General features: G+C 34.5%; 10 protein-coding genes. 4 read left to right on the top strand and 6 right to left on the bottom strand.

Going from position 1 to position 14146, the window contains the following annotated elements; all coding sequences use genetic code 11:
• Positions 1-3: 3 nt before the first annotated feature.
• Positions 4-4008 carry a hybrid sensor histidine kinase/response regulator transcription factor gene (locus GWR14_RS00105; protein ID WP_246236247.1) on the bottom strand — a complete coding sequence of 1335 codons (4005 nt, stop codon included), beginning with the start codon at positions 4006-4008 and terminating at the stop codon, positions 4-6.
• A 240-nt stretch (positions 4009-4248) separates the two neighbouring features.
• On the opposite strand from GWR14_RS00105, the gene GWR14_RS00100 reads away from it, so the two are divergent.
• Together GWR14_RS00100 and GWR14_RS00095 are read left to right on the top strand one after the other, a co-directional pair.
• A complete protein-coding gene (locus GWR14_RS00100; RefSeq protein WP_163406913.1) occupies positions 4249-5166 on the top strand; it encodes a phytanoyl-CoA dioxygenase family protein in 918 nt (305 codons plus the stop codon).
• 58 nt (positions 5167-5224) lie between these two features.
• The gene (locus GWR14_RS00095) at positions 5225-5581 is read left to right on the top strand and encodes a hypothetical protein (protein WP_163406912.1); all 357 of its coding nucleotides are present in this window, start codon (positions 5225-5227) and stop codon (positions 5579-5581) included.
• Positions 5582-5637: 56 nt separating this feature from the next.
• Here the strand turns inward: GWR14_RS00095 and GWR14_RS00090 are convergent, their stop codons facing one another.
• The 5 genes from GWR14_RS00090 to GWR14_RS00070 form a co-directional block, all read right to left on the bottom strand.
• Positions 5638-7056 (bottom strand): TolC family protein, encoded by a 1419-nt coding sequence (locus tag GWR14_RS00090; RefSeq protein ID WP_163406911.1) that lies wholly within the window; start codon positions 7054-7056, stop codon positions 5638-5640.
• The gene (locus GWR14_RS00085; protein ID WP_163406910.1) at positions 7037-8392 is read right to left on the bottom strand and encodes an HlyD family secretion protein; all 1356 of its coding nucleotides are present in this window, start codon (positions 8390-8392) and stop codon (positions 7037-7039) included. The genes GWR14_RS00090 and GWR14_RS00085 overlap by 20 nt, the downstream gene beginning before the upstream one ends.
• Positions 8393-8394: 2 nt before the next feature.
• Positions 8395-10050 (bottom strand): peptidase domain-containing ABC transporter, encoded by a 1656-nt coding sequence (locus tag GWR14_RS00080; RefSeq protein WP_163406909.1) that lies wholly within the window; start codon positions 10048-10050, stop codon positions 8395-8397.
• 104 nt (positions 10051-10154) lie between these two features.
• The gene (locus tag GWR14_RS00075; protein ID WP_246236246.1) at positions 10155-10610 is read right to left on the bottom strand and encodes a hypothetical protein; all 456 of its coding nucleotides are present in this window, start codon (positions 10608-10610) and stop codon (positions 10155-10157) included.
• A 106-nt stretch (positions 10611-10716) separates the two neighbouring features.
• A complete protein-coding gene (locus GWR14_RS00070) occupies positions 10717-11118 on the bottom strand; it encodes a DoxX family protein (protein ID WP_163406908.1) in 402 nt (133 codons plus the stop codon).
• A 445-nt stretch (positions 11119-11563) separates the two neighbouring features.
• On the opposite strand from GWR14_RS00070, the gene GWR14_RS00065 reads away from it, so the two are divergent.
• Both GWR14_RS00065 and GWR14_RS00060 read left to right on the top strand, forming a co-directional pair.
• Positions 11564-12580 carry a GntR family transcriptional regulator gene (locus GWR14_RS00065; RefSeq protein ID WP_246236245.1) on the top strand — a complete coding sequence of 339 codons (1017 nt, stop codon included), beginning with the start codon at positions 11564-11566 and terminating at the stop codon, positions 12578-12580.
• Positions 12581-12783: 203 nt separating this feature from the next.
• On the top strand, positions 12784-14031 hold the full coding sequence (locus tag GWR14_RS00060; protein WP_163406906.1) for a hypothetical protein: 1248 nt from the start codon (positions 12784-12786) through the stop codon (positions 14029-14031).
• Positions 14032-14146: the final 115 nt, after the last annotated feature.

Raw genomic sequence — 14146 nt, 5'->3', positions numbered from 1 at the left:
AATTTATTTAATAACATTCAAATCCGAATTAAAAGAACTTTTGTACTTTTTAATATATTCAGAAGGTGTCATTCCGAATAACTTCACAAATTGTTGTCTGAAGTATTTCGGGTCTTCAAAACCAACCTCCGCACTCGCCTGTGCAATATTAATGTCTTCGGTAAGCATCAGCATGGCGGCTCTTCTGATTCGTAGTGAACGGATAAAAGCATTTAAAGTCTGCCCCGAAATGATTTTGATTTTAGTATAAAGCGTTCTGTGGCTCATACCCATTTCAAGTGCAAAAGTTTTAATCGTAAAATCTCTTTTATGAATGTTCGCCTCTACAATGTCAATACACTTTTTCAAAATTTCCTGATATTCGACCGGGACTTTCTGTGTATTCTCTTTTAAAGTGATACTGTCTAAGAAATACGTTCGTAAATTACTTCGGTTACGCAATAACGATTCAACCCGGGCCACCAAAAGATCATCATCAAATGGTTTTGTAATATAGTCATCGGCACCCTCATTGATTCCCTGCAGGTGCGTTTCGGGATTTTTAGTTGCTGTTAATAAAATTACCGGAATATGAGACAAATCGTTGCTTTCTTTAATTTTTCGACATAACTCAAGACCATCCATTTCTTCCATCGTAATATCACTGATAACCAGATCCGGCATGTGTTTTTTGGTCAGTTTTAAGCCTTCTTCACCATTTTCGGCACTGTACACTATATGTTTTTCAGAAAATAATTTGATTAAATACCCCCTAATTTCAGCATTGTCATCTACAATTAAAACGGTGCGTTTTTCAGTAAGCATCACTTTTTGCAAATCAGTTTCAGAAAGGGTATTTACATCTGCATTTTCTTCAGAATCATCAATAATTAATTCATCAAACAGCTGGCTTCTTTTCTGAACGTCATTGGTAATTTCTGCATTTTCAAAATGCCTGTCTCCTTTTAAAAAAGTCAGTTTAAATGTACTTCCCTTACCCGGTTCACTGGTACAACTTACAGTTCCTTTGTGTTTGTCTGTAAAATATTTTACAATGTAAAGTCCGATTCCAAAACCGGTTCCAATTGAAACTTTAGAATTAATTTGTTTAAATTTTTCGAAAATTACCTCAATATCTTTTTTCTCGATTCCGTCGCCGTTATCCGTAATTTCAAGCTGAACCTCATCATCTGTCTCAGTCAGTTTAAGATCAATCTGTCCACCAACTGATGTATATTTAAAAGCATTGGACATCAGATTAAACAACGAAATTTCAATTTTTTCATAGTCACCGATAATCACAATTTCATGATCGGGAATATTAAAATTGTACTGAATATTTTTATCTTTTGCCTGATTTACAAAACACTGATATACTTCATTACAAAGATTGTTTACATTTATAGGAGATAGTCGAAGGGAATCCGCATCATTTTCGGCCTTTCTAAAAAGCAAAAGCTGATCGACCAGACTTAAAAGCCTACGGGCATTTCGATGTGCAATTGCCAAATCGCTTCCGGAAGAACCATTTTGAACACTTTCCTTTTGAACCGCTTTTTTCAAAGGATTTATAATCAGCGAAAGCGGGGTTCTGAATTCATGTGATATATAAGTAAACATCGATGACTGTTTCTCTGCAATTTCTTTTTCCTTTTTACTTTCCAGTTCAGCAATTTTGACTTTATATTTTAATTTTTCTTTATTTTTTTGATAATTCAGATAAACAAAAAGAGCTCCGGCTACAGCTGATAAATACAATAAATAAGCCCACCAGGTTCTGTACCATGGTGGTAAAACCTGTATAGAAACCAGACTGATTTCTTTGTTCCAGCCTCCTTTAAAATTGGTAGTTTTTACTTTAAAAGTATATTTCCCTTCAGGCAATTTTGAATAATTGGCTTTTCTGCTTTGACCAACATAATTCCATTGATCGTCCCAGCCATCTAATAAATATGCATAATTTATTTTGTCGGTATTGTTATAATCCAAAGCAACAAATTCGAGTGATAAGGTGGTCTGATCGTAATCTAAACTGACTTCTTTTATTTTATCTGAATCAATATCAATCTCTGCCTTGCTTTCCTCAATTGGCTGATTATTTACGTAAAAATCTGTGAGCAACAGATTGTTTTCCTGATTGAAACTTTTAATGGCTCCCGGAAAAAAGCTGTTAAACCCATTTATCCCTCCAAACAGAAACTCTCCTGTAGATAATTTAATTCCGGCATTAAAACTAAACTGATTACTCTGAAGTCCATCATTTACTGAGAAATTTCTAAAGGTTTTTCTTTTCTTATCAAACCTGCAAATACCATTATACGTACTCATCCAGAGATTTCCTTCCTTGTCTTCAAGCAGTCTTAAAATAGTGTTCGAAGGAAGTCCGTCATCAGTTGTGAGCCTTTTAAAGGTATTTGTTTTTCGGTCAAACAACAGCAATCCTCCCTCCTGTGTTCCCAGCCATAGTTTTTTGTCTTTATCTTCATGAATACAGCGAACAGGGTTTCCGATGGTCACTTTATTAATTTTCCTGCTTTCTTTTTCGATAGAATATAATACCGAATAATTTCCACCCCAGAGTTTTCCGTCTGAGGTTTCTGTCATACACTGCAAATTATTAATCGATTTATCAAAAAGCACAAAACTATTTTTAGCGCGTTCAAAAAGATACAAAGAACCTTCATTTGTTGTGCTTGCCCAAATGTTTGATTTTGAATCTTTATAGACAAACCAAACATTTTTCTCCACTTGCTTCGTAACAGAATTATAGCATGAAAACTGGGTAACTGAGTTGTTCTTCGGATTAATTTTGTTGACACCGCCGGCCCAGGTAGAAAGCCAGATTTCGTTGTTATCATCCCTAACGATACCCGTGATAAATTTGCTCGAAAGTTTATTGACGTAATTAATATAGGTATTGGTTTTGCGGTTCCAGTATTTCAAACCTGCACCGTCTGTTCCTACCCATAAATTGTTTTTTTCGTCTTCGCAGAATGACAGGATAAAATTTTCGGCTGGATCATTGGCATTGTATCGGACTGTTTTAAAATAACGCGCCGTATTACTCAGCATACTGATTCCGCCCCGCAAAGTTCCAACCCATTTATTGCCTGCTTTATCTTCGTACAAGCTCCAGATAGAATTACTTTTTAGTAGTTTGTTTTCTTTTACAGAACTGTATGGGGCCGCTTTTTTTTCTTTTCCGATAACTTTATAAATCCCGTTGCCATCTGTGGTCACCCACATTTCTTTCTTCTTATCAATAAGAATATCGGCAACTGTGCATCTGCTGGAGAAATAATTCTCAGAGAATGCCCCTGATTTTGTATTAAAGAGAAAAAGACCTTCATCTGTCCCAAACCAAAGGTTTCCATCTAAAGCCAGTTCCAGGGTTTTTACTTCTATAGCAAACGGAAAAATAACCTTTAACCTTTTTGAGCTATTATCATAAGTGCAAAGACCCACATTTCGCACATATACCCAGCAGCGATTATTTTTTGTATCCTTTTGAATAGCGACAGCATCATAATCATGAACAACATTTCTGTTTCCGGACATCAGAAGCGGAACTCTCCTTCCTGTAAAAGAACCATTTTCAAAAATAAGCAAACCCAAATTTTGTGAGGCAACTAAAACCTTGTTTTCAGAAACAGCCTTTACCTGATGGATAATATCTTTAACAATTTCAGCCTTTTTATTCAGGGAAATATATTTCACAGGATGAAAGGCAGCACTGGTTTTGTTATAAACGCAGACACCATTAGCCCCGCCAATCCAGATATTATTCCTGGAATCGCCTTCGATATTATAAATAGTATTAAAAGGCAAAGACTTTTTATCATTAATACGGTTTCGGAATACCTTAAAATTATATCCGTCGTATCTGTTTAGTCCGTCATATGTCCCAAACCACATATAACCATCTTTATCCTGAAATATGGTTACGACTGAATTATTGGATAACCCGTCTGATATATCAAGAAATTTGACCTGGGTTTCCTGCGAAGAAACCGGTACGTAAAATCCCATGAATAAAATCAGAGTTATAAAAAAATTCTTCAAGATTTATTTATATTAAATTAGAAAGCATAATTAAGCACTAAAATTATCAATAATTTAAAAAATCACAACAAAAAACAAATAAAATCACATTTTATCTTTATTATTTTAAAGTTTAATTACAGAGTAAAAAAGGAATAAATTTGGTAATTTTAATAAAGTCTTTTTAGATTAAAATTAAAAAAGCAAACTAAAGAAAATATCTAAACTATGCCATGGACTATTCTTGAAAATTTATGGAAAAGATCTGCAAACCCTGCCGACAATTCTACAGAAAATACTGAAACCTGGGATAACGAAATAAAAACCTTATTTCAGTTAGGTATCAGTATGGAAGACACTTTACAGTTTTTATACTTTAAAAAACCTGATTTTGAAACTTTCAAGTCCTGGGTTAATGACAGAAAAAAAGATGTTCACACAGAAACTGAAGACTTGACAGAAAATGTACTTTCAGAAGAAGATCTTGAATTTTGGAACAAGAATGGCTATGTGATTGTAAAAAATGCCATTTCAAAAAAAGACTGCGAAGCTACACAAAAGGCCATCTGGGAATATTTACAAATGGATCCGAACAAAAAAGAGACCTGGTATATAAGACACGAGGATCAAAAAGGATTAATGCTCAATTTTTCTGATCATGAAACCCTGAATAAAAACCGATTTTCTCCAAGAATAAAAAAAGCCTACGAACAGCTTTATAAAACAACGAGCATCTATAAAACCATTGACAAGGTGAGTTTTAATCCTCCTAAAAACGAAAATTTTGTTTTTTTAGGAAGCCCACTTCATTGGGATATCAGTCTAAAACAGCCACTTACATTTGGATTTCAGGGTCTGCTCTACTTAACGGACTGTGGACCGGATGATGGAGCTTTTCACTGCGTTCCGGGATTTCATCATCAAATAAATAAATGGTTAGACGATCTTGGTCCTAATGAAAACCCAAGAGAAAAAGCTATTAAAACCTTAGAACCAAAACCCATAACCGGCAATGCAGGCGATTTTATAATCTGGAACAACACTTTGCCTCATTGTGCAACGCCAAACAATGGAAAATCTCCACGAATGGTTCAATACCTTACCTATTTACCTAATGATTATGATGCCTCCGGAGAATGGCTGTAACCGGACTCAAATATTATTTTTATATTTACCCTCTTTCTTTTAACCCTTCAAAAAAATAATGACAATACAAGATTTAGCAGGCACTTATTCCGTTTCAGGAAGCAATCAGGATGGTTCTGGTGAAATGACCTATAGCGGTACTTTAACGCTCTCTCTTGATGAAAACAACCGAATTAAAGCCCAATGGATCATTAATAATCATGAACAAAAAGGTTCGGGATTTTTTAAAGATAATATTTTGGTAATCAATTTCAGTTATAAAGGGGAAGACAAAAAAACATATAAAGGTGTAGCCGTTTACCGCTGCCTTACCAAAGATCTTCTGGAAGGATTTTGGTCTGAAAAACACGGAAACCCACTCTATCTGGGCACAGAACACTGCCTTCGAACAGAAACTTCTGAACGATTGAACTAAAATAAAAAACCACTTATTTTCCTGATAAATAAGTGGCTTGAAAAAGAAAAAAAATATCAATCAGGATTTGCTAGTATTTTGAACAATTCGGCATTTGAAATGTAAAACTGATTCTCGATGCTGATTTGGGATAGTTTGGCACTCACCAGATTATTTTCCCTTGAATTAATCAGGAATATAGAACTTTCGCCAAAAGAGAACAGTTTCTCTTCTGAATTCAGCATTGTCATATAATCTTTTACCAGATTATCAATGACTTCCTTTTGCCTTTTCAAAGAAGCAATTTCGGTCTGCTGAGCTTTGATTTTATTTTTAAGTTCCAGTCGCTGCTGATCAATGTCGTACTTTAAATCCTGGATCTTAAGTTTCGCCAGTTTTAAACTTCCACGCTCTTTTCTCAAAAAAATCGGAATACTAAAATCGACGTTAAACTTATAATCATCTGTGTTAAAAGAGTCAAAGTAGGAAGGTTCTGAAATATAATTGTATCCCACATTCAGTTTTGGAAGCAATGAATTCGCTTTCAGTTCCCTGCTAATTTCCAGCATACCCATTTTGGTCTCAAGAGCCTGAATCTTCGGATGAGAATCCAAACCTTGAACATCCACCATCATAGCATCTGTTCTGAGTGTTTCTTCAAGTGTTTTGCTCAGGTTTTCTTCCGGTTTAACTGTCTCTCCAAGTTCAACAGGAACATTTTCGATCCATAAATAATTTGACAGGTACAATTTTGCTTTCGCTAATTTCAGGTTTCCGTTTTCTACGTTTAATTCACGGTTACGAACGGTAATTCCGGCTTCTACACTGTCAATTGAAGGAGCATCACCCAATTCAATCAGTTTTTTTACACCCTGAAAACGAGTGCTTGCAAAACCTAGATATCTTTTATAAAGTTCAGCTTCATTGTAGCTTTTTCTCCATTCAAAATACGCTTCACTGGCTTTGTACAAAACCTCGATAGCTTTTAGTTTTCGTTGTGCGTCACTCAGTTTTACCTGCAGTTTCCCTTCCCTGACATCAGCCATTCTCTGGTTGATGAACATTCCCTGGCCTAAGGCTACATTGATACCCAAAGAGGTCAGACCGGCTTCCGGAGTTTTGTTCTGTGGATTGTAATATTGCCCGTCTGTCTGATCAAAACCTGCTTTGATTTCGATTCCGTACCAGGTCGGAATTTTAAAACTGCTGTTTAAAAGCGAATAATATTCTGTTCCTTTAAATTCTTTTTTATTATAATCAACTTCAATTTTAGGATCAAAACCTCCACGTGCCAGCATCAGGGCTGCCTGAGCATTACTTATCTCAAGATTAGCCTGTTTTACCAGCGGATGGTACTTTTTTACATATCCTAAAAACTCACTATAACTTAATTCTTCTTTATTAAAATCCTGACTGTATAAATTAGAAAAGCCAAATAAAAATAAAAGAGAAAACAGCGTTACAGCGTATTTCAATTTATTTTTTGTCCTTACCATCCTTTGCTTCTTTTTCGTCTGACTTATAATAATTTGGCGGGAAACCATTCAGGTTACGCCATATTTCATACCATACCGAAACCGTTTCAAGTAGAGCAATACTTTGCGCACCTGCTCCAATACTCAGTTCCTTTGGCCATTTATTATCCGGACCGTCCGGAGATACAAGAATTCTGTATTTTCCATTGGAACTGATAAAATTTTCGATTGCTACAACTCTTCCTCCATATGTTCCATAGGACAATCCCGGCCATCCTGAAAATACGATTCTTGGCCATCCGTCAAACCAGACACGCACTTTTGCACCACGGTGTACCAACGGAAGATCGATAGGATCGACATAGGTTTCTACAGCAATATCATAACTTGCGGGCATAATACTGACGATTGGAGTCCCTTCTTTGATTGTTTCTCCCAAACCTGCAAGTAAAGCACGATTTACATAACCACTCTGTGGTGCTGTAATATAGTACAGACCATTTCTAAGTCTATAATTTACATATTGATTCTCCAGTTTATTTACCTGGGCTTCTGTATCGTATTGTGTACTTAAAGCCGTAAATTTATCACTATTTGATTTCGAAATTTTCTCTGTATACTCAGCTGTAATTCGGCTGATTTCCACTTTTGCATTAATCAATTCGTTTTTACTGCTCAGCAATTTATTCTCCTGTGTAATTACATAAGCTTCCGATTCCTGCAACTTTAATCTTTTCTGCTCGACATCGGTAAGCGGTTTAAGACCTTCTTTATTTAGGGCAGTCGAACGGTCAAATTGTGTCTTTGCAATTCGAAGCTGTGTTTTTACCGCTACAAGATCTATACTATCGCTTTTTATTTTCAGCTGTGACTGTCTTATTTTATTTCGGGCCTGCTGTAATTTCAATTCCCTTTCGGCATTAAGTGATTGTGCCTGAACTTCAAGTGAATTTACTTTATCTCCATACGATTCTACCGCCATTTTTTTTGCATCGACCTGTTGTTTTGTATTTCCAACAAGATTAGGATCTAAGTAATCTTCTTTTACCTCAGAAATAAAAACGATTGTATCTCCCTTTTTTACGTAGTCTCCTTCCTGCACATACCATTTTTCGATTCTTCCGGCAATAGCGTTATGCACTGTTTGCGGTCTCTGATCCGGTTTTAAGGTCGTTACCGAGCCGCTTCCTGAAATATTTTGTGTCCACGGCAGAAAAAGACAGGCTACACAAAAAATCAGGAAACCGATTATAACCCTGTTTAAAATTTTATAATGCGGTCTGCGGGCAACGCTGGTAATAGATTTGTATTTGCCCGGAGTGATAAGTACATTATTATCTTTAGATATATTGAGCATGATTAAAGCTTTATGTCATTAATAATTTTTCCGTCATCGATCGTTATCATACGGTCACATTTGTTCTTCCATATATCGTTTTTAGAAGTAACAATTACCGTCCAGTCATTTTCTTCAGAAAGTAAAAAATCTACAATTTTAGCTGAAGTCAGTTCATCCATTTTATCAACAGGATCTTCAAGAAATAATATATTAGGTTTATGGACAATACTTCGTGCCAGAAGAATCTTCTGAATATCTGAAGCCGAAAGCTCATGACCACCCGGATGTACCTGATGTTCCAGACCGTTCGGAAATGTTTTGATATCCGGTGTCAGGCCAACATTATCTAAAGCCCATTTAAGATCTTCATTATTCAATGCTTCATTTCCAAAAAGAATATTTTCTCTAATGGTTCCGGCAAAAAGCGTATCGCCCTGTAAAAAAGTTCCTGCCTGTGCTCTGTAAGTATCTTCGTTTAAACGATTCATATAATTATCAGTCACATACATTGCTCCGCTTTCAGGTTCAAGCAGACCTGACAATAAACGTAACAAAGTACTTTTTCCTGCTCCGTTTGTTCCTCTTAAAATTATTTTCTCGCCCTGATTTATTTTCAGATTGATGTTTTTAAGTGATTTTTTATTGTGATCCGGATAATTGTAACCTACACTTTCAGTTTCAATGTTGATTCCCGTTTCACTTACAGCAGACGTTTCCGGAATACATGACGTTTCCATATCAGTCACCTGCCCTATTTTTTCCAATGAAGTCAATACATCGTAAAAAGATTCCAGTCCGAAAATGATTTTCTCAACCGAATTAATCAGCAAAACAATCACAATTTCAGCTGCCACAAACTGCCCGATGTTCATTTGATGGTGAATTACCAGGAAACCACCAATAGACAATAAGGCAGCTGTAACAATAACTTTAAAAATAGTCAGCTGAATATATTGTTTTTTCATTACCTGAAAGTGTTTTTCACGGTAATTCACATATTTGCTTACATAGCCGTCATTTCTTTCCAGTGCATATTCGAAGCCTCCTTTTTTGCGGAAGCTATCACGATTACGTGCAATTTCCTGAAGCCAGGCTGCCACTTTGTATTTGAATTTTGATTCGTTAAGGCTTGTTTCCAGTCCGTCTTTATACGAAAATTTAAAAATGATGTATAAAATTAAGATAAACAAAAGACCAATTACTGTAAAGAAAGAATGATATAAAACCAATAATATAATCCCAAGACCTACCTGCAAAAAAGCGGTACAGAAATCCAGTAAAAGTTTTGCCGTCCCTTTTTGTACTGTCAAAGTATCAAAAAAACGATTGGCTTTTTCCGGAGCATACTCAGAATACATTTCCTTGAATTTGATTAAAGGCATTCTGTAAGCAAATTCAAATGAAGAACGTACAAAAATTCGCTGCTGCAGATTTTCAACGATCCTCAGCTGTAAAATGGTTAGAATTCCACCAAAACCAACTCCTATTGTAACCAAAATTACAAGTACAATCCAGGAGACACTAAGCTGTCCGCTCTGAATAAAATTAATAATAGCCTGGATTCCTAAAGGCAGTGAAAGGTTTACTAAACCGGCAAATGCTGCATAAAAAATGATTTGATATACATCGCGTTTATCCAGATGAAGTAAATTGTAAAAACGTTTTAATGGTGTCATGAATTTATATATAAATACAAGATTAACAGATAGATACTAATATACGACAAAAACCGTATACAGGATGTAAGAATTCTTCCTACTCCACAAAAATGATTAAGTATTTATGCTATAAATTCAGGAGGCGGTAAATGAATTTTACCATGAAAACCAAATGAGAATATTTGATTATCAACATAGTTTTTTCTTTTTGCACTAATCTGAAAGTACAAAACAGGTAATGAAGTATTTAAAGGTACCAGATAGTCTAATGAAGGAACTCCTTTTGCAAGTTTGGCTGTTTTCGATTCTTTTGTTTCATAGTCATCCAGTTCTTCCGGAATCCCGTCACATTTGAATATTTTTTTCAGGAAATTACAAGTAATCCCTTTAACTGTATTTGTTTCGGCATTATCGGCTATAATGCGCCCAAAACTATTTGAAACATTCATACTGCTGATTAGAAAGTACCCGATCAGCAATACCTGAAGGCATTTACACAAGATACTATTTTTAATTCTGCTCAGCATTTGTTCGTTCTTAGAGTGGCGCAAGTTAGGACGAAATTTTATGGCCAACATTAAAATAACATTAGAATTGGGTTTCGCTCTGTTATTTTTTTCTTAATATAAAAAACGAAAAAAGAAGCCCTAAAGCTTCTTTTTAGTATAAAATATGTATCTAAGTTTAATCCCAGCTGTTGTTTTTTGAAACTGCCAGTTTTCCGCCATCGGTAAAAAACAAAGCAAGGGCAGTAAAGAAATACAGTCCTAAAAGCTCTAGAGCCCAGCCTCCATGTTCACTTAATTTGAAAATATCGGCACTGTGAGCCATTAATACGGCAACTAAACAATTGAATGCATAAACAAGTGCTGCAAGTCTGGTTCTAAAACCAATTAAAATGGCAATAGGAGCCAAAATTTCGCCAACTAAGACACCATAAGCAAAGAACCCCGGAAGTCCTTTTTCTACAAGCATCCCACTTATAAATTCCAATCCTCCTCCAAATTTTGCCAAACCGTGCAAAAGCATCAGTAATCCAATTGTAATACGAAGTATCAACAAACCTAAATCATTGTTTTTTCTCATTTTTTAATAATTAAATTTTAGTAAAACAAATCAGTATTTCATTCCAGCTTTTTGTGCTGTATGATTAGCTGCTATATGTAAAAATAATAAAAAAATGTAAGTACAAAAATTGCTTCTTTCTAAAGGTTAAATAAAGAATCTAATCATCTGAAAATGTGATATTTTATAAAAAATAATTTTCATTAAAATTTCAGCACAGAACAGGACACATTGAAAATTCAATTTCTATACATTTGAAAACATATTAACATTTTACACCATAACCTCATTAAACCAAAATATAACGTAAAATATTTGTTAAATTTTTATTTTTCATCAACAATTTAAATAGTATTAATTGTAAAATATTTAAAACAGCAGGTTAAAAATTGACATTTTTTTTACAGAAAATACAGACCACTTTACTATGCCATCCAAAAGAAACCAAATCACTATTAACCTTAAAATGGATTCCGGATCACCAAAATTTATACAGGTAGCCGATTTCCTTGCAACAGAAATCCTGAACGGAAAAATAAAGAACGGACAGCAGATGCCTTCTATAAATGAATTAAGTACTCAAAATTCGATTTCACGGGATACTGCTGAGAAAGCTTACAAGATATTAAGAGACCAAAAACTAATTGTTTCGGTTATGGGATCCGGAAATTTTGTTTCTTACGCAGGTCCAAAAGCTAAATTTGATGTTTTTTTTCTTATTAACAAACCGTGTACTTATAAAATGGAAGCTTACAATGCTTTTGTTGATACCGTGGGAAGCAAAGGGCACGTCAATATGTATATCTACTATTGTGATGAGCAGCTTTTTATTAATGCCCTGAAAAAAAACATTCATAATTACAATTATTTTGTAATCATGCCCCACTTCAGAAATAGCAGAAAAACTCATATCAATTATACCAACAGGGTTCTGAAAGCCATTGAAACCATTCCAAAAGATAAACTTCTGATTCTTGACAATTCGTATTCTGAAATTTCGGGGAATTTTACCGCCGTTTATCAGGATTTTAAAGAGGATATCATTTATGCACTGACAAAAGCTTTCGCTAAATTAAAGAAATACAAAAAGATCATTTTGGTGTTTTCAACCCAGACCTTATTCCCTATTCCGGTTGGTTTATTGCATGGTTTTAAAGAATTCTGCCAAAAGCATTCTCTTGATTTTGAAATTATAGAAGAAGTTACTAATAATCTCGAATTTAAAACAAAAGAAGCTTATATAGTTATCGACGACAACGATCTTGTACATCTGGTGCAGCAGATAAAAGAAAAGAAACTCCGGATAGGTACTGATGTAGGAGTGATTTCTTATAATGAAACCCCGCTCAAAGCACTGCTTGATATTTGTGTATTGAGCAGTGATTTTAAGGCAATGGGACAAAAAGCCGCCGAATTAATTTTGAGCAATAAGAAAGAATTTTTCAAAAATCCGTTTGGATATATTGAGCGCAGTTCTTTATAATTGTTTTTTTTACATTCAAATAATATCTGCAAAACGTTTTTAATCTTCTTAAAATAGAAATCACTCTAAATTTTAAAACTTAAACAAGCTCTTAGAATTAATTTCAAAAAATCTTTTAGACGATATAATTACGTGAGTATATTTGCTAATAGAATAAATTGGCAGGTCATGATTAATAAAATTAATTGGTTTGTTTAAAAAAAATGGATAAGCGATTACAACTTAAAGATATAATTAAACAATGTGAGCAAAAGTTTGGTCGTGGTAATTCTGAAAACTGGAAACACAATGACTACCTTGATTTCAGTCGATCTATTTTTGAAGAGACCAAAATAAACATTAGCCATAATACCCTGAAACGCATCTTCGGGAAAATAGCAACTGACAAATATTACCTTCCGCAACAAGCTACTTTTGATGCATTGACAGAATATTGTGGTTTTGATGTGACAGAGCATTCTGGTGAAAATTTGACTCCCGAAAAACCACTTTTTGATTATGTGAAATCAAAATCCAAAAGCAAATATAGAATTGGACTTATTGCGATTATAATATTAGCTCTTGCAACTTTTAGCTATTTGTTTTTTTCTGATTCTTCATTTAATGAAGCTAATAATGGTTTAAAATTGACTTCTTCGGAAGGGACACTGCCCAAAACCTGTTTTTTTACGGTAAATGTTCCCAATGTTTCCGACAGTATTTTTGTAGACTTTGGAGATAAATCGGATTTGGTATATCTGCAACCCAGCCAAAAAACGGTTTCGCATACTTATTTTCTTCCCGGAATGTTTGATGTTGCGATTACAGACCGCATTAAAAAAATAGTGAAATCTAAAGTATTTATTTCTACAAATAAAAAATGGTACGCTCTGGGTTTTCAAAGGCAACGCTTTATCCCAAAAAACTATTATGCATATCCGGCCAAAAAAAGTTCAGACAGTTTGTTTTACATTACAAACAGTCAGTTACTGAAAAACGGTATTGATACGATACAGCCATTTTTTACCCGTTTATGCAATTATAGTGCGATTAAGTATAAAGCCGACAGTTTTATTTTTGAGACTACTTTCAAAAAAGACTATAAAAAAGAAGGTATTTCATGTAATGGCTTGGTTTTTAAAATTTCTGGCACAGATAAAAGTTTGCGTTTTAATTTTGTTGACCCTGGCTGTAGTTCCAGAATCACCAATATCATTAGCGAAAAAACGATAAATGGCCTGTCTCATAATTTGTCCCCTTTTGTAATGGATTTTCAAAAATGGAATACCATCAAACTCATTAATAATGATAAAAAGCTTTCCCTTTTTGCCAACGGTGCTTTAATTTATAAAACAACTTATAAGGTTTCTTTGGGTGAGCTGAGAGGACTTTTTGCCGAATTTGAACGCAATGGATATTTTAAGAAATGTAGTTTGAAATCGCTGACCGGGGAAGAATTATATGTTTTTTAATTCTCAGATTCCGCATTAGAATTTTTCTCACGCAGATTACTTCGTGTGTTCGCTAATTGCCCGTGCAATGTCATTAAGTTAAGAGTTTTTTTCTTGGAATTCTTAAAATCCAAAT

This window comes from Flavobacterium ajazii, assembly GCF_010614725.1.
Lineage (GTDB): Bacteria > Bacteroidota > Bacteroidia > Flavobacteriales > Flavobacteriaceae > Flavobacterium > Flavobacterium ajazii.
Note: the sequence above shows the minus strand (reverse complement) of the source record. Positions and strands in the feature narration are given on the sequence as shown.